The organism is Cohnella sp. WQ 127256, from assembly GCF_024519285.1.
Lineage (GTDB): Bacteria > Bacillota > Bacilli > Paenibacillales > Paenibacillaceae > Cohnella.
The window spans coordinates 193710-212291 of the sequence record NZ_JAMZCY010000007.1; the positions used below are offsets into that span (position 1 = coordinate 193710).

Here is an 18582-nt window from a genome sequence, read left to right on the forward strand (position 1 = left end):
AAGCGTATAAGCGTCGAAGCGTGTACGCGCTAAAATTTAGGAGCGTGAAAATGATGATCGTAATAACATCCCCTCACATTGCAGAAGAACGTATTATAGAGATTGTCCGTTATATTGAGCAAACCGGCGTACAAGCGCATGTGTCACGTGGTACTGACCGCACCGTTATTGGAATTATTGGTAAAGCCGATCCTTCGCTTTCAGAGCATATTCGTTCAATGAAGGGCGTAGAGAACGTCATTAAGATTTCTAAGTCCTATAAGCTAGCAAGCCGAGATTTTCACCCAGACGATACAATTATTGAGGTGAAGGGTGTTAAGATCGGTGGAGATAACCTTGTTGTTATGGGTGGACCCTGTGCCGTGGAAACTCCAGAACAAATTGACGAGATCGCTCGTTTAGTTAAAGCAGCAGGTGGTCAAGTGCTTCGTGGTGGTGCATTTAAGCCGCGTACAGGTCCTTACAGCTTCCAAGGGATCGGCATTGAAGGTCTTAAGTGGATGAAGGATGCGGGCGAGAAATACGGCTTGCTAACGATAACAGAGGTTATGGCGCCGGAGTTCGTCGATGTCTGTGCAGAATACGCTGATATTATGCAGGTAGGAACACGGAACATGCAGAACTTCGATCTCCTTCGTAAGCTCGGCACGATCAAGAACCCCGTATTGCTCAAGCGTGGATTTAGCGCAACGTACGATGAATGGCTAAATGCAGCGGAGTACATTCTGGCTGGTGGAAATCCTAATGTGATGTTATGTGAACGCGGAATACGAACGTTCGAGACTTATACGCGTAACACATTTGATCTAACCGCTATTCCAGTTGTACAGCAGCTATCGCATCTTCCTGTTATTGCTGATCCAAGTCATGCGACTGGCCGTCGTGAATTGGTTGAGACGATGACTAAAGCATCATTGGCTGCGGGAGCAAATGGCTTAATTATCGAAATGCATACTGATCCTGACAACTCGTCCACGGGAGATGGTGTTCAATCACTATTCCCGGATCAGTTCGCTAACCTACTCAAGGAGCTAGAGCAGCTTGCTCCGCTACTGGGCAAGAAGTTCGATACGGAGAAAGCTCCAGCAGAAGACTTTGCAACATGGATTAAATAATTCAATTAACCGTTTGAGGATCCCATTCATTGCTCACTGGTAATTAAACCGTGAACAGAGAATGGGGTTCTTTTTTTTGGCACGAAAAACCTCTTTGTTCGGAAATTGAACGCTTAACCCCATTTACAGCTTTTTACGGAAGTGTGAGGTTTTATTGAAGTTTCACAGGAAAGCGCATACAAAGCGATAGGGTGAAATCCTAAATTCGGTGAAGCGATGATAGATATTTATAGGTTTCAGACGGATTGATTTGTTAATACTTCATAAAGAATGTGAGAAATACTAACATCATCGCAAAAAATACCTTACATAACTATTGACGCTCTTATTTTGGAGTTTTATAATAACCTCATAAGATCATAGAAAATATTGAACGATTGATTACTAAAACACACTTAATGTTCGGAAACGGGAGGAAATTCACATGTCAGCACAACAAGTTTTGGATTTGATCAAGGAAAAAGGTATTGAATTCGTAGATTTTCGTTTTATCGACCTTAACGGTCGCGCACATCACATTACTTTGCCTGCTACCGAAGTCGATGCAGAAACGTTCGTTAACGGGGTAGCATTCGACGGTTCCTCTATTACGGGTTTCCGTGGTATCGAAGAATCCGATATGGTTATGATGCCAGATACGAGCACAGCTTATGTGGATCCTTTTACAGCCCACTCGACATTAATTATTACTAGTAACATTCACACGCCAGATGGCGAGCGTTACGAGCGTGATCCTCGTTCTATCGCACATAAAGCAGAAGAATTCCTTCAGAAGTCTGGTGTGGGCACAACTGCTTACTTCGCTCCAGAATCCGAATTTTTCATCTTCGACGATGTTCGTTATGAATCGACAATGAACTCATCTTCTTTCTTCGTAGATTCAGAAGAAGCATCTTGGAACACGAACCGCAAAGAAGAAGGCGGCAACCTTGGCTTCAAAGTCGGCGTTAAAGGCGGATATGTTCCAGTAGCACCAGTTGATTCCCAACAAGACATTCGTAGCGAAATGGTTCGCCTAATGCAAGAAGCAGGCCTTCGCGTTGAACGTCATCACCATGAAGTTGCAACAGCTGGTCAAGCTGAAATCAACTTCCGTTTCGACACACTGACAACAACTGCTGATAATCTTATGAAATATAAATATATTGTGCACAACGTAGCTCGCCAATATGGCAAAGTAGCAACATTCATGCCTAAACCTCTTTTCGGAGACAATGGTAGCGGAATGCATGTGCATTCATCTATCTTCAACGGCGGCGAGCCTTTGTTTTACGAAAAAGGTGGCTATGCTAACTTGAGCGAAATGGCGTTGCACTATATCGGTGGTATTCTCCACCATGCTCCTGCTCTAATCGCAATCACTAACCCATCTACGAACTCATTCAAGCGTCTTGTTCCTGGCTACGAAGCACCAGTTAACTTGGTATATTCCAAAGGTAACCGTTCCGCAGCAGTTCGTATCCCAGTTGCAGCGGTAACACCTAAAGGCTGCCGTATAGAGTTCCGTACACCAGATTCCACAGCTAACCCTTATCTTGCATTCGCAGCAATGCTGATGGCTGGATTGGATGGAATCAAACGTAAGATCGATCCATCGGCACTTGGCTATGGACCTTTCGATACGAACATCTATGAGCTTTCCGATGAGCAGAAGAAAGAAATTCGCAGCGTTCCAGGCACATTGGACGAAGCGCTTGATGCTTTGGAAGCAGATTGTGAATTCTTGACAGAAGGCGGAGTTTTCACGAAGGAATTTATTGAAAACTACGTTAATGTTAAACGAGCAGAAGCAAAAGCAGTAGCGATTCGCATTCATCCTCATGAGTATGGTCTTTACTTCGATTGCTAATTAGCAACGATTAATGGCATTATCATTCAGTCTCTCATCCTACGGGAAGAGAGACTTTTTTTTATGAAATATTATAAATCCGAAAATTCTGTAACAATGATACCGTTTTCGTTCGGAATTAGGTATTATTCTTAAGGTATTTGAATGGATAATGGTTGATCTTCTGAGTAAAGCTTTGATATGATAACAATATTATAAATACGAATTTAAACAAGGTGGGGACAAAATGGCCAACCGAGCTTTTAATTTCAATGCAGGTCCTGCGGCGCTGCCGCTAGAGGTTCTGGAAAAAGTCAAAGAACAATTCGTTGAATTCGAGAATAATGGCATGTCTTTGATGGAGATGTCCCACCGCGGACCCGTATATGAGAAGGTTCACTTCGAGGCGGAAGCCCTCATAAGGGAGCTGCTAGCGATTCCTGAAGGGTACAAAGTATTGTTCATTCAAGGTGGCGCAAGCACGCAGTTCGCCATGATCCCATTGAACTTGGTTCAACCAGGGAAGACAGCTGCATATGTTGCGACTGGAAGCTGGGCAACAAAAGCGATTCAAGAAGCGAAGCTATTTGGTGAAACTTCAATCGCTGCTTCTTCGGAAGGGGATTCCTATAAGCGCATTCCAGCTATTAGCGAGCTGAATTATGCTTCCGATGTCGCTTACCTTCACTTAACCTCAAATGAAACTATAGAAGGAACACAGTGGAAGGAGTTTCCTGACACTGGTGATGTTACTCTAATTGGGGATATGTCGAGTGATATCCTCTGTCGTCCAATCGACGTATCTAAATTCGGTGTTATCTATGCTGGAGCTCAGAAAAATCTTGGGCCGTCAGGCGTTACAATCGTTATTATTCGTGAGGATTTGATTGCTAAGCCTTCCGTTGCTGTTCCAACTATGCTACGTTATGATACGCACGCTAAAGCTGATTCTTTGTACAACACACCTCCTACGTTCGCGATTTACATGATGAACGAGGTACTCAAATGGGTGAAAGAAAATGGCGGAGCGGCTGGCATGGAAGTACGCAATCAGGAGAAAGCTAATCTTATCTATGACGTTATCGATAGCAGCAATGGCTTCTACCGTGGATTCGCGGATGCGGACAGCCGCTCATTGATGAATGTAACCTTCACGCTTGCTAGCGAGGAGTTGGAGAAGCAATTCATCAAGGAATCCGAAGCAAGAGGCTTCGTCGGTCTGAAAGGTCATCGTAGCGTCGGAGGCTTGCGAGCATCGATCTATAATGCTGTACCTCTGGAAAGCGTTCAGGCTCTTGTGAGCTTAATGAAGGATTTTCAAAACAAGAATAGCTGAACGAGCTTGAATTAAATAAAGAATAATGAAAAATAGCGGTTTTGTGCCGCTATTTTTCAATTTGTTCCGGGAGGAAATGATTATGGCGTTTCATATTGTACTCGTGAATCCGGAAATACCGGCGAATACAGGTAATATCGCAAGAACATGTGCGGCTACAGGTACACATCTACACCTTGTTCGTCCATTGGGCTTCTCGACAGATGATCGTGCCTTGAAGAGGGCGGGATTGGACTATTGGTATGCCGTTAATATAACCTATTACGACTCGTTTGAAGAATTACAAGCTGCAAATGCTGAGGCGAGATTTTTCTTCGCAAGTACACGAGTAGAGAAAAATTATGCAGATTTTGATTTCCGAGATGGGGATTTCTTTGTGTTCGGGAAAGAGACTGCAGGTTTACCCAGACAGCTTCTTGATGATAATTTGGAAACATGTATGCGAATTCCGATGACGGACAAGGTTCGATCGCTTAATTTGGCAAATTCTGCGGCAATCGTTATCTATGAGGCGTTGAGGCAAAATGACTTTCCTCTTTCTTGATGATTCGACATTATTCTGCTTATTATGAGTTATTGTGTCGAAATTTTGCACTATTTTAAGCAATTCCTGTACAAAGCAGGGAATTAAAGTTGGGTATAGAACGGTATAGAGTGGCTAAAAGGTTTCGAGACAACTAGCTAGAATAAGCGTATGAATGGAGGTACTGCATTGAAACCTGCAGGCGTAGTTCGTAAAGTGGACCAATTGGGACGTATTGTACTCCCTAAATCGTTGCGTAAACGATATCAAATGAATGAAGGGGATCCAGTGGAAATACTGGTCCAAGGCGATCATATCATTCTGGAACGTTACCGGCCCCGCTGCGTGTTTTGTTCTTCGATGGAAGGTGTCGGAGATTTCAAGGAGCGCTATGTATGCGCATCTTGTGTGAAGGATATGCACGGACTGTAAACATAACCGGCATAAAGAAGTCGTTCCCGATAAGGGGCGGCTTCTTTTTTATGCCGGTTATGTTTACAGAAAAAGCCGGATACCACTCTGTCGCAGAGATGGGATCCGGCTTTTAGCGGGTCTTAAAGACCTTTTGTTTTATCTTCGTTATAAGAAGACGTCAAGATTGCTGCTAGGAACAAGACCAGAACCAGAATGATGATCCAGAACTGATTGGACATTCCAAACAACTTAATTTGGTCTGCTGCTTCTGCAGCTCCACCTGAAAGAAACATGTTCCACACCTCCGCTTAACTATCCATATTATAACCAACCCCTGTAAAAAAGAAAACGCAAAATTTGTGAACAATGTTACATCAGATTAGCTAACGAATGAACTCCGTAGGTACGAGGTCGTTTTTTTATAGGATCGACATATATATGAACCAAGGCCAAGATCGTTATGGGAGGGGATCGCCTTGAGTTCAATCATTAATTGGATGGGCGGATGGTCTAAGGAAGGACTTATTTCCGCGGCTGACTGGGAAGAACGTGTAGAAGCAGCTGCTTCCCTGAGTGCCTCTGAGAAATTAGGTGCACTAGAGGGGAGCCCTGAGTCTTACGGAGTAGAAATGCTTAGGACGCAGCTAGCCAAGGGATTGCTTAAGGACAAGACAGGAGGAGATAGTCATCAAATTAGAGTGACACATGGCGCAGACGGTGCTCTCACATGGATATTGGAGCATATGCTTGTCGCTGGAGATACGATATTGACTGAGAAGCTCACCTCGAGATCAGCGCTTCAGGCTTTCCGCAAAGCGGGTATGAATGTGGAGGCCGTCGAAGGCGATCACAAGGGAATGGATCAGGAGGCACTAACGACGGCTTTATATAAATATCGTCCGAAAATGGTGTATATATCGCCATCCTGCACGGATCCAGAAGGAATGAGCTGGAGTCCGGAGATGAGGCTGGCGATTCAAGCAAGATGCCGAGAGGCAGCTGTCCTTCTCGTCATGGATGATCGACAAGAAATGCTGCTATATGATTCGAGTAGCTATCCTTCGCGTAGAAAATTAGAGCCAGGTACTCTTTCCATAGGACAGCTTCCACCTGGATTAGTAGCTGGGATGCGCGTTGGCTGGATAGCTGGGCCAACGATGCAGGCTTCAAGGTCGGATTTGCGCGTGAATACTTCGTCGCGTAAAGAGACAATGGCTGGCTATCTAGAGCAAAGGGCGTTATCGCAGCTAATAGAGGAGCAGCCATTGGAGCCGATGCTTGAGATGCTACGGGTACAATGCGCGGAAAGAATGAGGAGAATGACGGAGCAATTGGAGCTCAAGGGGATTGCAAATCTATCTTGGGTCAAACCCAAGGGAGGGCTTCATCTATGGGTCATACTGCCCACAGGCTTGGATGGGGAGTCTCTGTTACGTGGAGCCTGGCTGAAGGGGCTTATTTTCCAACCAGGCGCCCCGTTCTACGTGAAAGATCCACTCATAAACACTTTAAGAATTACGCATGCTTTCGCGGACGATCGTCAAATGAGACAGGGTTTGACAAGGTTAGCAGAGAGCATTGAGGAATTTACGGGACGTTGGTCGGGGAGCTAATAATGATCGCCAACCGCGATGAGATGACCTTCTTTAACGACGACCTTACGCTGCATGAGCCGTTCATCGGGATCATTCAGGCAAGTCCCATTCTCGGCGTTGAAAGTCCAAAAGTGTAGAGGACAGAAGAGGACATCATTCATAGGTCGAATTTCTCCCCCCGCATGTGGACAAATCGCTAGCAGCAAGCGATATTCTCCTTCAGACGTCCGGACAAGCCAATAGGGTGTATGTTCTAAGGTCACTTCAACAGGGAACGCTGCGAATGAATCCGCTGAGCCTAAATCAATTTCTTGCAACACTGTCATCGAGAATTTCTCCTTCCTTCGTTAATTTGCTGTTTAAGATTACGTATCGGGATGCCCACGGAAATTGTGTTGCCCAGAACTGGGTTACATCGGCATACTCTTGTAATGCAGCTTTACCTGAGGGGGTTAAATCGTAAACGCCTTTAGTAATACGCTTAAACCATCCGTAGTGGTTCTGTTGAAGCAGGGATGATGCTGTTGGACAATGAGTCCAATCTCTCACGTGACGAGGAGCAGAGGGGCCGTGACAGTCTAGTGCAAGCGCACATTGGATGGCTCTCTCTCTAAAGGCGGTTATGAGCTTGCGTTTCGTACTCCCTCCCAAGTTATAATCTCCACTTCGAGCGTTGAACTCTTTCAATAGCTTGGCGGCCTTCGACTTACGACGGCCCCCTGGGATGGTTTCGTAGGGCTGTGCGGTTTCTGCCGCTATGGAAACAGCTGCTGGAGCTGTTATCTTGGCCTTGCTGATAGTGGGTTCGCACCAGACCTCGATGACAGGGGATTTGGTCTTGTAGAAGGTAACGGAAAGAAAGCCAAGATTCAATCTCCGGCAGAGGCCGGTAATTTCGCCAAATCTTTGGTTATGAGCTCCGCGCTTCGTTCGATTTCGTTCAATAGCGAGCCAGACGACCGCGCCAGTTTTCTGACGATCAATACCTTGGAGTAGTAAGGGTAATGTAAATGTTTTTTTCATCTCAACGATGGTCGGGTCAGCCTGGTCAGCGCGATATGCTACGAGGTCACAGCCGCGTATTTCTGCCTTTACCTCATAACCTCTTTCGGTAAAAAAGCTTTTGACCGGCGGGTAAAGCTCGGTTTCTAATTTGACGGCCACCGGATTCCCTCCTATTTTATGGGCAACTATCCTTGATTATCGCCATTATAGCACACTGCTTTCAGATGAATTAATGAATGTAAAAGTAATGTTAGGTCAAATTCGTCCGCATCCCCGCATAAGTATGTATTACGTCAAGTGAAGTGTAGAGAAAGATGCGAGGAGGAAGCGGCATGGACATCTTTAGTCGGATCTCAGAATACCGGGCCGAGAGTGAGAAGTTAAGTTGGTCAGGAAACTTTAGAGATTACATCGATCTACTTCGTCGTGACAATACTCCGGCGATGACCGCGCATGCCCGAGTTTACGATATGATCGTTTCCCACGGGGTAGAGGAGCGAGGCGGTAGTAAAAAATATCAGTTTTTTAATTCTGAAATTTTTGGATTGGACCAGACTATGGAAAAGCTCGTAGAGGAGTACTTCCATTCTGCAGCAAGACGACTTGACGTTCGTAAGAGAATACTGCTATTGATGGGTCCGGTTAGCGGTGGGAAGTCGACCATAGTCACTTTACTTAAGAAAGGGCTAGAACAATATTCGCGGACGTCTAGAGGCGCTGTATACGCCATTAAGGGCTGCCCGATGCAAGAAGACCCGTTACATCTTATTCCGAATGAGCTGCGTCCTGAGGTCGAGAAGGAGCTAGGTGTGCGTATTGAGGGGGATCTGTGTCCCTCCTGCCAAATGCGGCTACGCACAGAATTCGAAGGCGACATTGAGAAGGTACCGATCGAACGAGTGCTCATCTCCGAGAAAAATCGTGTTGGCATCGGAACGTTTAGTCCATCAGATCCGAAATCACAAGATATCGCGGATTTAACCGGAAGTATCGACTTCTCGACGATTACAGAATTCGGGTCAGAGTCGGATCCTCGGGCTTACAGGTTCGATGGTGAGCTCAATAAGGCAAACAGAGGGTTGATGGAGTTCCAAGAGATGCTCAAGTGTGACGAGAAGTTTCTCTGGAACCTTCTGTCGCTAACGCAAGAAGGGAATTTCAAGGCTGGGCGGTTTGCTCTTATTAGTGCCGATGAATTAATTGTTGCGCACACGAACGAATCGGAGTATAAGGCGTTTATTTCTAACAAGAAGAACGAAGCGCTGCAATCAAGGATGATTGTTATGCCGGTTCCTTATAACCTGAGGGTATCGGATGAGGAGAAAATCTATACGAAGCTTATTGGGCAATCGGATATGAACCACGTACACATTGCTCCACATGCGTTACGTGCTGCAGCTATTTTCTCCATCCTAACCCGGTTGAAGGAATCGAAGAAGCAAGGGATGGATTTGGTCAAGAAGATGCGAATGTACGATGGAGAAGAAGTCGAAGGGTATAAGGAAGCCGATCTGAAGGAAATGCAAAATGAATTTGTAGAAGAAGGCATGTCTGGAATTGACCCTCGTTATGTCATTAATCGGATTTCCAGTGCCTTGATCAAGCAGAATATGTCATGTATTAATGCTCTGGACGTATTGCGTGCCTTGAAAGACGGACTAGACCAGCATCCGTCCATTACGCGGGAGGAGCGGGAGAAGTATTTGAACTTTATTTCCGTCGCGCGTAAGGAATACGACAACCTGGCGAAGAAGGAAATTCAAAAGGCATTTGTATATTCCTTCGAGGAATCGGCGCGAACCTTGTTCGATAATTATCTCGATAACATCGAAGCCTATTGTAACTGGTCGAAGATCAAGGATCCGTTGACAGGTGAAGAGATGGATCCAGATGAGCGTCTTATGCGCTCGATCGAAGAGCAAATCGGTGTCTCGGAAAATGCGAAGAAAGCGTTCCGCGAGGAAATCCTCATTCGAATATCCGCATACTCACGCAAAGGTAAGAAGTTCGATTACAGCATGCACGACCGGCTTCGGGAAGCAATCGAGAAGAAGCTGTTTACCGATCTCAAGGACATTGTGAAGATTACGACCTCGACGAAGACGCCGGATGAAAGTCAGCTGAAGCGAATCAACGAAGTGACTAAGCGGCTTATGGATGAACACGGCTATTGTCCAGTCTGTTCTAATGAGCTTCTGCGGTATGTGGGGAGCTTGTTGAATCGTTGAGAAGTGATTGGGGAATGGATAGATCTTATATCGCAAGCGAGCTCAAGACGTGAGTCTTGGGCTCGTTTGCTACTCCTACTTATATAAGTTCAGAATCTACTACGATATGGACCTTGGTTATATCGCCTGTTTGTTCTTCGAACAGGACGATACGGTTTTCTGCGCGCAGCCAAGTGTGGGGTAAGTAATAGTCTTCGTGACCGTTGTCTGTCCAATAACGACCTAATGAGTGGCCGTTCAGCCAGATTACTCCTTTGGTCATACCGGTTAGCCGGATTTTCCAGAATAGAGGCTTCCCAAGTTGAGTTTGCGGGATCGTGAAGTGGCTTGAATAAATCGCTCCGGGCTGTGGTGCGGTTTCTTTCCCTTCATTCCAAAGCAAAGCGTCTAGTTTACCCTCATCCAATTCCGGATGGGTCAGTACATTCGACTCTATACATAACGAGCCACGGAATTTCCAATCGTAATTGGGTTCCCTATTATTCCAATCGATATATACAGGGGCGAATATGCCTTTGGCTTCATGATCCATAGACTTCATTCCAAGCTGCCAATCCCCCTTGATTTTACCTAGATTGTCTGCCAGGACGGCAATGATATTTGTGCCTTTGAGTAAATCGATGGATACGCTCCATGAAGGATGCCGACTCCTATCTTCGGCTGTGTGAGGTGCAATACCAACCAAAGATTCATTCGCGAAAAGTAGCAACCTATCCGCATAGCCTTCAAAGAACAGTGTTGTGCTGCGAGCGGAGGTGGACTGGATTTCTGTGCGATACCAGCCATATCCATAATGACAGTCCAATAAAGTCATCTCTTCCGGATTCCTCATCGTGACCCAAGTGGAGTCGTCATAATCGACTTTTGCCTCGGGAAATGCGTCTGCCCATGTCCAATCATACAAGACGGGTGGATTCAAGCTCGCTTCATTCCCTCCAAACGTTTCCTTCCTGATTCCATGTTGATCGATAACCCACGTCTTATCCGTTTTCTGAATCCTCCAATGGTATTCCGTTCCGTCATATCCCAACAGTTCCGTCCCCATGATGATTTTATCCGGCAGAAACCAGGTGCGATCGCAAAGTTCGGACGGAATTCCGATAAAGTTCCATATTTGTCCATCAGCCGAAGTAACTGTGAATTGCTGGGGCAAGGATTCGATCGTAAAGTCAACGACAAGTACGCTATCAATAAGTTCTGCTGGAAAAGTGGAATCATCTTGATGTCGATAAAATTCGTTCATGCGTAGGCCAAGTTGCACGGACTGCCCCTGTTCCCCGTAGAACAGTATAGTCGTGGCTCCTTCATAGGGTTGCCTAGCGAATAAAGTTGCGGATAGAAAATCAATCACAAGACCATCCGATAGTTGAAGATTGCGAATGATCGGAACGCACGCACCTGAAGTTAAGGGGAGAGAGATGATCTTGTCCATGTAGCGAAAACGAGCTGTCCTCGCTATGGATGTCAGGTTTTCTATAAAAATGATTTCTCCGTTTTGAGAAGATCGGCAACTTAGGAATAACTCGGGGTCAACATTGTCCCACATTAATCGGTTGTCGCTCTCGCGAAACTCGTACACCGACTCGGAATCGGCCAAGGTTTCGCCCATCGCTGTGGCAAATCGAGCAATCCGCCGTGTTCGGCGTCCGCATTCGTTGAACAAACCCGATTCATTCAGAGGCGCTTCATTAAAGTAGCTAGTCGTTTGTAAATACATGGAGCGATAGCCGAAATTCGTCCCACCGTGCCACATGTAATAGTTATAACCTGCCCCTCCACGGGAAAGGATTTTCCACGTCGCCTGCTCGACTTGCGATGGCGTACGTTCATGTTCCGGTTTTTCTTTGTCCCAGGTGGAGTACCAAGAAGGCCAAAACTCAGTCGAAAAAAGCGGATACTGTGGGTATTTGGAACGATACTCTGCAAAGCGCTCAGCCGGATCATGAGCGTTGATACATTCCAAGCCACCATCTAGTCCACCTTCGCAGCTAATGTAAGGGACGTCGATACCGTTATCTCTAAACATTTTCACGAGCTCATTCATATAGCTTTTTCGCTCATTATCATCGAGGCGGATGTTAGCCAGCTCGTTCTCGACCTGCATCATGATAATAGGACCGCCGACTGTAATTAAATGAGGCCGTAGCCGGGACAATAGAATATCGAACCAGCGGCGTACGTACTTCAGATATACGGCATTGTTTCTTCTTGGAACAAGCCCTTTCTTCTGAAGTAGCCAGGATGGGAATCCACCGAAATCCCATTCCGCGCAAATATAGGGGCCAGGACGGCAAATGACATAAAGACCGTATTCCTTGGCTAATGTTATGAATTGCTCCAAGTCGTTGTTTTCCTCGAACTCGAATTTGCCTTCCTCCGGTTCATGGACGTTCCATGCTACGTAGGTTTCGATACAATTCAGTCCGAATTGACGTGCCTTCTCTAACCGATCTCTCCAAAGCTCCTTCGGAATTCGGAAATAATGTATCGTTCCGGAGACGAGAAATGTCCTTTTTCCGTCGATCAGAAAGCCTTTGTGATCATATTTTACTTGATCTGAAAAATTGTTGTTATCGAACATTCTTATATTATCCTCTCTATTTATCTTTATTTATCTTTCATGTTAATATGAAATATAGGGATTTTGAAAGAGTTGAAAAAGAACATGAATATGACTCATTGAACATTGGAGGTTCGTCATGTCTGTTCGTTTTATGTCCGATAAGGATGGTGCCTACGAGCTACCGCTTGAAGTTTATACCGTGGGCTTACAAGAGCAAGGATATATTGTACGTACGGAAGGCTTCTCTGCCCATCAGCTATTTGTTACAGAACAAGGTAGTGGAATATTAAGGGTACAAGGAGAAGGACAATGGGAAATCGGATATGGAGACGTGTTCTTCGTTCGCGAAGGGGTCGTCCACGAGTACTATCCAACGGGGGAACAGGCTTGGATAATAGGCTTCATCTCTTTTGTAGGAAATATTTCTTCGGGTTTGATCGATGAGTTGGGTCTAGGAAACGTGAGTGTTATTCGAATGAAGAGTGAAACCCGAAGGATCGGAGAACTAATCAAAGAGATCTGGCATCAAAGCGAATACCAAAATGAGAAAACAAGATGGCTAGCTTCTCAGGCTCTATACGCGATACTAATGGAAGTTCACTTTATTTCCCGTAACGAGTTCGACCGCCCACTAGTAAAATCTAGCGTGATGGATCGTCTCGTTACGTTTCTCCATGAACACTATTCACTACCCATGCAAATTCCCGATGTTGCCCAATCTGTCGGTTATACCCCCCAGCATTTGAATCGGTTGTTTCGCAAGGAATTCGGCATGCCCGTGCAGAAATATTTACAGCAGATTCGACTTCAAAAAGCAGCGGAATTACTGGAGCAAAGCAACGAGGTTCCCGTTCATGAAGTAGCGGGACGTGTTGGAATGGAAACTGGTTATTTCATCAAGGCGTTCAAGCGGGCTTACGGCATGACTCCCGGAAAAATGAAAAGACCGAAGTAGGAAGCAAGCCCATCAACACGGATTCACTACATAGGAGGGGGCGGGAGCTTGAGGTTATTTTTAAGATCGCTTGAGAAGCTGTTTTACTCAATCAAAAAAAGACTGGTCGTTATTTTACTGCTGAGCACCATTTTGCCATTAATTACATTGGGCTTCGTTTCTTACATCTCCTTCTCCAAGCTCTATCAAAATAAAATCAATAACGGAATTCAGAACAGCCTTCGCCAGGAAGGCATGGCTTTGCAGAGCGCGCTGGATAATCTGAGCTATGCTTCGGTGCAATTATCTTATGAGGGCAGCATCGGACAGAAGTTCTATCAATATTTAACGGAGAGCAAGCAATCTCAGAAGATCGAGCTTCGCGAGGAAATATCCAATAATCTAACATTGGTTAACTTTACTAATCCGAATGTCGGTGTTATGTTTTATTATTTTCCGAATTCCCAATCTATCCTATTTGAGAATTTGGAAGTGACACCCGGATTTGATTTCAGTAATCTCCCCGTGTTTACGACATACAAGAATTTGACATTCAATGGTCCTCATCGGACCTCTTACCGTTATGGTAAGGAATTCGTTTTTTCCATGCTGCGCCAGGTGGACGTCGCCGGTTTCGACACCGTGTTCGTTTATTTGGAAACGAATTTTAAGCTTTTTCAGACCGTTCTGAATAAAAAGCAGTTCGGTATGAACGCTTTCCACTTGTTGCTCAATGATAAAGGGATAGTCGTGTACAGCGACGATCCGGAGAAGTTTGCTATCGGTAAAACGTACACCGAAACTACGGTTAACCAACAATATTCCTATTTTATCGAAACGGACAATCCTCAAGGCTGGAAGCTTGCGGTCGCCATACCGAATTCTGACATTAAGCAGGAAATGAATAAGTGGCTTGAACAGCTTCTCATTATCGGCAGCTTGGCCGTTGTGCTCTCACTGTGGCTAGGCTATGCGATATTCAAAATGATCTATACTCCGATTACGCAAATCAATAAAGAAGTCCGACTACTCTCCGATCCACTCGTAGCTCATAGAAAAACATCAACGAATATAGAAGAGTTCGACATGTTAATGTCTAGGTTCTCCGACATGAGGCAGCAAGTAAAAGACTTGATCGAGGAAGTGAAGCAGAAGGAACGGCTGCGCGGCGACTTGGAGGTGGAGAAGCTACTCCATCAGATCAATCCTCATTTTCTTTATAACACGCTGAATACGATTCAATGGATTGCCAGATTGAACGGTGAGGAAGAAATCGACCGCTTGATCGCCATCTTCTCCAATGTGCTTCAGTATAATTTGGGCAAAGAGGGAAGTCTGGTAACAGTTGGCGATGAAATCGAAATTATTCGAGATTACATTACACTTCAAAGAATTCGATACAATTATAAATTCGATGTTAGAGTCCAGGTAGATGAGTCGGTTAAGCAAGTGCAAATCCCTCGCTTTATTTTGCAACCCCTTGTAGAGAATGCGCTATATCACGGGATGAAAGATGATTGCATCATTGAAGTGATCGTTGGTTTGAACGCTCAGAATAAGCTTGGGATCGTCGTGAAGGACAATGGTAAAGGAATGAAGCCTGAAGTTCTCGATAGACTATTCACTGGCGAGACGGATCCTCGCAAAAAAAGTGGCATGGGAATTGGGTTGAATTACGTGCTTCGCGTATTGAAGACCCGTTATGGGGAACGGCTAACGATGGATATTCAAAGTGAGCCGGAAATTGGGACGTCGGTATCGATAACGATACCTTTGCACATCGACTGATGGGGGTTAGCGAATGACGAATGTTCTTATCGTGGATGACGAATGGTTAGTTAGACAAGGGCTTATAACATTGATGCCTTGGGATGAGTATGGGATGAAGGTAATCGGAGAGGCAAACGACGGCGAAGAGGCTCTTATAGCGGCAAGTGAGAATGTGATCGACCTTATGTTTGTCGACCTTACGATGCCAGTTATGGATGGATTCGAATTGATGAGGGAAATGCATATCCGTTATCCTGCTGTCAAAATCGTCGTCCTCACCTGCCATCAGGATTTCGATTATTTACAAGAAGCGATGAGGCTAGGAGCCATTGATTATATCGTCAAAACGAAATTAGTTAAAGATAAAATGGACGAGGCATTACATAGGATCTCATCAAGGATTAATTTTGATAGAAGCACCGTGCCTGCATCACAAGCTGCACAGACATCAACGTCTGCGATACCGTTGCGAGGTTACTTGCTCCTGTCTCTTGATCAAATTAGTGGGATAGAGCAATTGTTCGGAATTTCGTGGCTTCGGGAGGAACAATTGATCCGAATCCGCGAGGGAACGTGGTTTCTTCCGCGTTCGAGCTCGCTTCAAGAGGACAAGGAAGTGAACGATTTTCTGTATGGGGGACAGGGACCTTCGTGGGTGCTCATAAAGGTTTACGATGATGAAGGAAAGCATATTGAACAAATGGGTCAATTGCTGCTCTCTTATGTGGAAGAAGAATGGTATTATCTATTCCGTCCTCTAATGCAGGTTTATACAGTATCCTTGAGTTCGTCGAATCTAAGGGAACAAGCGGGTAGGATGAGTATGGATCTCTTGGCAGCTGATTGGCGCTCATTCTATTGGCTATTTGACGATAATGCTTATGGACAAGGACTGAGGCATTTTCAATCGATGGGTAGCTCTAGATTGCAAGCGTGGCAGTTTATAACGATGATTGGCGAAGAATATGCGGAGATGTTCCGTCGCAATGATTATCATGATCTATTGGCGACCGTAAAGACCCCTTTTCCGACTTGGCATCATCTTGAAACCTGGTTACTGCAAACCCGAATGAAACTATCAAAGCTTCTTGCAGAAATATTTTCAGTAGAAATCATTCGGAATATTACTAAAGCCGTTGTTTATTTGGAACATAACCTTAGTGAACGGATCAATCAAGACGAGATTGCAGGTATTGCGTCCATGAGTCGCAGCTATTTCAGCGTTTGCTTCAAAAATGTGCTTCAACAAACGTTTAGTGATTTTCTTAGAGATAAGCGGTTAAAGAGAGCGATGCTATTATTACTAGAAACGGATGAGCCTATTCAATGGATTTCCGCAAAAACGGGCTTTATGGATGAGAAATACTTCAGTAAAGTATTTAGAAACAAAACGGGAATGCTTCCGACAGCTTATAGAAAACAACTCAGGGACGAAGCGCGTATGCAGACGGTGTAAAGAGAGGAATTTGAAATTGAAAATAAAAGGGTTAGGAAACTTGCTTATAATTGCGCTAGCGGTAAGCGGCTGCACTTCCAGTAACGGGGAACTAGAGTCATCCTCGCAAGCCGAACAGGCAAACGATAATAGAGATGTTAACTCGGTAGTTCACCAAGCAGATCCTTACGGTTCATTTGCGGAGCCCGTCACCCTTTCCATTGCTAAAGAAACGATTCCGAACAATAATTTGCCGGATGGAGGAACGCTGGAAAACAACGAATACACGAAGTTTATCGAAAAGAAGCTTAACGTGATCGTATCGCACGCCTGGGAATCGGAGCCGGGTGATACATATACACAAAAGGTAGGCTTGACGATAGCGAGCAACGCTTACCCGGATGCAATGATGGTCAATCTGGACCATTTAAACCAACTAGTGAAAGCGGATGCAATTGCCGACTTAACAGAAGTGTATAAAGCGTATGCTTCGCCATTAGTGAAAGAGATTTACAGCTCGTATCAAGATCAATTGCTGGAAATGGCGACATTCGACGGAAAGCTCATGGCGCTACCCGGATCGAACATCGGTTATCAGCATGACTTGATGTGGGTTCGTAAGGATTGGCTAGATAAGCTTGAACTTCCAGTACCGAAGACGTTGGACGATATCATCCTCATCGCCAAAGCGTTCATCGAACAAGACCCTGACGACAATTCCTTGGCCGATACATTCGGTTTACTGGGGGATGTCAGAATGGCGGGACCGAGCATACATAATACGGTCCACAGTTTCAACAATATTTTTGGGATGTTCGGTGCTTATCCGGGAACCTGGGTCAAAGATGCTACCGGCAATATCGTCTATGGTTCCATTGCGTCGGAGACGAAGTCTGCGCTAGCTAAGCTGGCGGAATTATATGCTGCGGGTATTATCGACAAGCAATTCGCTTTCCGCAGCTCGGAGGACACCAACGCGCTAGTTGCAAGCTCGAAAGCTGGCATCGTGTTCGGCCCTTGGTGGATTCCGTACAGGCCGCTTAACGACTCGGTGAAAAACGAGCCTAAGGCGGAATGGATAGCATACAATGCGCCACTCGATACTGACGGAAAGCTGAACGTTGTTGCTGACGCGCCGGCGACAAAGTTTCTGGTCGTCCGCAAAGACTACGAGCAGCTAGAGGCCGTCGTTAAAGTATTGAACGTGCAGTCCGCAGCGATTCGCTCGGCCGACCCGATCTTCGAGGAAACGAAAGCGATCTATAAGGATCTGGACGTGAACTGGGCGAACTGGCCGTTCAACCTGCAGCTTGACTACAACGATGCGGTTATCCGTGGATACGATAAAGTGAAAGCGGCTTTGGATGCTGAGAGCCCAGTCGGTCTGTCGGCGGAAGGGCTTAGCAAGTATAAGCAGATTATGAAGGAGCAAAGTAATCCGAAGAAGGACCTCACGGCTTGGTCGGAGACGAACGCATGGACGACGGGCATCATTCCGTTGAAAGAAAGCACTACGAATATCGTTTCTCCGGCGTTCTATGGAACGACGCCGACGATGAAAACCAAAGGAACGGTATTAGGTAAGCTAGAGAGCCAAGCCTTCCTGAAGATCGTCTTAGGTGAAGCATCAATTGATTCCTTCGACGATTTCGTGAAGCAATGGAAAAGTCTCGGCGGGGATCAAATCACGCTAGAAGTAACAGATGCATTGAAATAACAATGTTTAGAGCTTAGGTATGAAATCTGTGTGCAGGAGGTGTAATTTCGCCTTCTGTTTTTTTTATTCAGGACGAGTTTCTCCTATCATCATATCGGATTCACTCTCGTCAGACCTTT

Annotated in this window: 15 protein-coding genes; 11 read left to right on the top strand and 4 right to left on the bottom strand. The window is 45.4% G+C overall.

The genetic code is table 11. The features are described from left to right. The first annotated feature begins 53 nt into the window (after nucleotides 1-53). The 5 genes from aroF to M1K58_RS21035 all read left to right on the top strand — a co-directional run bounded on the left by aroF (nucleotide 54) and on the right by M1K58_RS21035 (nucleotide 5234). Nucleotides 54-1115 carry a 3-deoxy-7-phosphoheptulonate synthase gene (gene aroF / locus M1K58_RS21015; RefSeq protein ID WP_256760998.1) on the top strand — a complete coding sequence of 354 codons (1062 nt, stop codon included), beginning with the start codon at nucleotides 54-56 and terminating at the stop codon, nucleotides 1113-1115. Between the two features lie 424 nt (nucleotides 1116-1539). Next, a complete protein-coding gene (gene glnA, locus M1K58_RS21020) occupies nucleotides 1540-2964 on the top strand; it encodes a type I glutamate--ammonia ligase (RefSeq protein ID WP_256760845.1) in 1425 nt (474 codons plus the stop codon). 226 nt (nucleotides 2965-3190) lie between these two features. Then, nucleotides 3191-4279 carry a 3-phosphoserine/phosphohydroxythreonine transaminase gene (gene serC / locus M1K58_RS21025; protein WP_256760846.1) on the top strand — a complete coding sequence of 363 codons (1089 nt, stop codon included), beginning with the start codon at nucleotides 3191-3193 and terminating at the stop codon, nucleotides 4277-4279. Nucleotides 4280-4361: 82 nt separating this feature from the next. Beyond that, nucleotides 4362-4823, top strand: a complete 462-nt coding sequence (trmL, locus tag M1K58_RS21030) for a tRNA (uridine(34)/cytosine(34)/5-carboxymethylaminomethyluridine(34)-2'-O)-methyltransferase TrmL (RefSeq protein ID WP_256760847.1) — start codon at nucleotides 4362-4364, stop codon at nucleotides 4821-4823. 168 nt (nucleotides 4824-4991) lie between these two features. Next, nucleotides 4992-5234, top strand: coding sequence for an AbrB/MazE/SpoVT family DNA-binding domain-containing protein (locus tag M1K58_RS21035; protein ID WP_120977001.1), 243 nt, complete (start codon nucleotides 4992-4994; stop codon nucleotides 5232-5234). Between the two features lie 122 nt (nucleotides 5235-5356). On the opposite strand, the gene M1K58_RS21040 is transcribed toward M1K58_RS21035, so the two are convergent. Continuing rightward, nucleotides 5357-5509 carry a hypothetical protein gene (locus tag M1K58_RS21040; protein ID WP_256761004.1) on the bottom strand — a complete coding sequence of 51 codons (153 nt, stop codon included), beginning with the start codon at nucleotides 5507-5509 and terminating at the stop codon, nucleotides 5357-5359. Nucleotides 5510-5692: 183 nt separating this feature from the next. On the opposite strand from M1K58_RS21040, the gene M1K58_RS21045 reads away from it, so the two are divergent. Beyond that, a complete protein-coding gene (locus tag M1K58_RS21045) occupies nucleotides 5693-6829 on the top strand; it encodes an aminotransferase class I/II-fold pyridoxal phosphate-dependent enzyme (protein ID WP_256760848.1) in 1137 nt (378 codons plus the stop codon). Here the strand turns inward: M1K58_RS21045 and M1K58_RS21050 are convergent. Next, nucleotides 6826-7137, bottom strand: a complete 312-nt coding sequence (locus tag M1K58_RS21050) for a Rieske (2Fe-2S) protein (protein WP_256760849.1) — start codon at nucleotides 7135-7137, stop codon at nucleotides 6826-6828. The two genes, M1K58_RS21045 and M1K58_RS21050, sit on opposite strands and share 4 nt — an antisense overlap. Beyond that, entirely contained in the window at nucleotides 7115-7975 is an 861-nt protein-coding gene (locus M1K58_RS21055; RefSeq protein WP_256760850.1) for a DUF2161 domain-containing phosphodiesterase, read from the bottom strand. The genes M1K58_RS21050 and M1K58_RS21055 overlap by 23 nt, the downstream gene beginning before the upstream one ends. Nucleotides 7976-8148: 173 nt before the next feature. On the opposite strand from M1K58_RS21055, the gene M1K58_RS21060 reads away from it, so the two are divergent. Beyond that, complete coding sequence (locus M1K58_RS21060; RefSeq protein WP_256760851.1) at nucleotides 8149-10044, top strand: PrkA family serine protein kinase; 1896 nt, start codon at nucleotides 8149-8151, stop codon at nucleotides 10042-10044. Nucleotides 10045-10123: 79 nt separating this feature from the next. Here M1K58_RS21060 and M1K58_RS21065 read toward each other — a convergent pair whose 3' ends face one another. Beyond that, nucleotides 10124-12625: a beta-galactosidase gene (locus tag M1K58_RS21065; RefSeq protein WP_256760852.1), complete on the bottom strand. Its 2502-nt coding sequence runs from the start codon at nucleotides 12623-12625 to the stop codon at nucleotides 10124-10126. Between the two features lie 118 nt (nucleotides 12626-12743). On the opposite strand from M1K58_RS21065, the gene M1K58_RS21070 reads away from it, so the two are divergent. From M1K58_RS21070 to M1K58_RS21085, 4 genes are read left to right on the top strand one after another with little or no spacing between them, the layout of a single operon-like run. Beyond that, nucleotides 12744-13562, top strand: a complete 819-nt coding sequence (locus M1K58_RS21070) for a helix-turn-helix transcriptional regulator (protein WP_256760853.1) — start codon at nucleotides 12744-12746, stop codon at nucleotides 13560-13562. A 48-nt stretch (nucleotides 13563-13610) separates the two neighbouring features. Further along, a complete protein-coding gene (locus M1K58_RS21075; RefSeq protein WP_256760854.1) occupies nucleotides 13611-15329 on the top strand; it encodes a sensor histidine kinase in 1719 nt (572 codons plus the stop codon). Between the two features lie 13 nt (nucleotides 15330-15342). Continuing rightward, entirely contained in the window at nucleotides 15343-16767 is a 1425-nt protein-coding gene (locus M1K58_RS21080; protein WP_256760855.1) for a response regulator, read from the top strand. A 16-nt stretch (nucleotides 16768-16783) separates the two neighbouring features. Beyond that, on the top strand, nucleotides 16784-18463 hold the full coding sequence (locus M1K58_RS21085) for an extracellular solute-binding protein (protein WP_256760856.1): 1680 nt from the start codon (nucleotides 16784-16786) through the stop codon (nucleotides 18461-18463). Nucleotides 18464-18582 lie beyond the last annotated feature (119 nt).

Excerpts from the sequence above, each read along its gene's own strand:
- M1K58_RS21040 (WP_256761004.1), bottom strand. The coding sequence starts at position 5,509 with ATGTTTCTTTCAGGTGGAGCTGCAGAAGCAGCAGACCAAATTAAGTTG.
- trmL (WP_256760847.1), top strand. The coding sequence starts at position 4,362 with ATGGCGTTTCATATTGTACTCGTGAATCCGGAAATACCGGCGAATACA.
- M1K58_RS21080 (WP_256760855.1), top strand. The coding sequence starts at position 15,343 with ATGACGAATGTTCTTATCGTGGATGACGAATGGTTAGTTAGACAAGGG.
- M1K58_RS21065 (WP_256760852.1), bottom strand. The coding sequence starts at position 12,625 with ATGTTCGATAACAACAATTTTTCAGATCAAGTAAAATATGATCACAAA.
- serC (WP_256760846.1), top strand. The coding sequence starts at position 3,191 with ATGGCCAACCGAGCTTTTAATTTCAATGCAGGTCCTGCGGCGCTGCCG.
- M1K58_RS21050 (WP_256760849.1), bottom strand. The coding sequence starts at position 7,137 with ATGACAGTGTTGCAAGAAATTGATTTAGGCTCAGCGGATTCATTCGCA.
- aroF (WP_256760998.1), top strand. The coding sequence starts at position 54 with ATGATCGTAATAACATCCCCTCACATTGCAGAAGAACGTATTATAGAG.
- M1K58_RS21070 (WP_256760853.1), top strand. The coding sequence starts at position 12,744 with ATGTCTGTTCGTTTTATGTCCGATAAGGATGGTGCCTACGAGCTACCG.
- glnA (WP_256760845.1), top strand. The coding sequence starts at position 1,540 with ATGTCAGCACAACAAGTTTTGGATTTGATCAAGGAAAAAGGTATTGAA.
- M1K58_RS21060 (WP_256760851.1), top strand. The coding sequence starts at position 8,149 with ATGGACATCTTTAGTCGGATCTCAGAATACCGGGCCGAGAGTGAGAAG.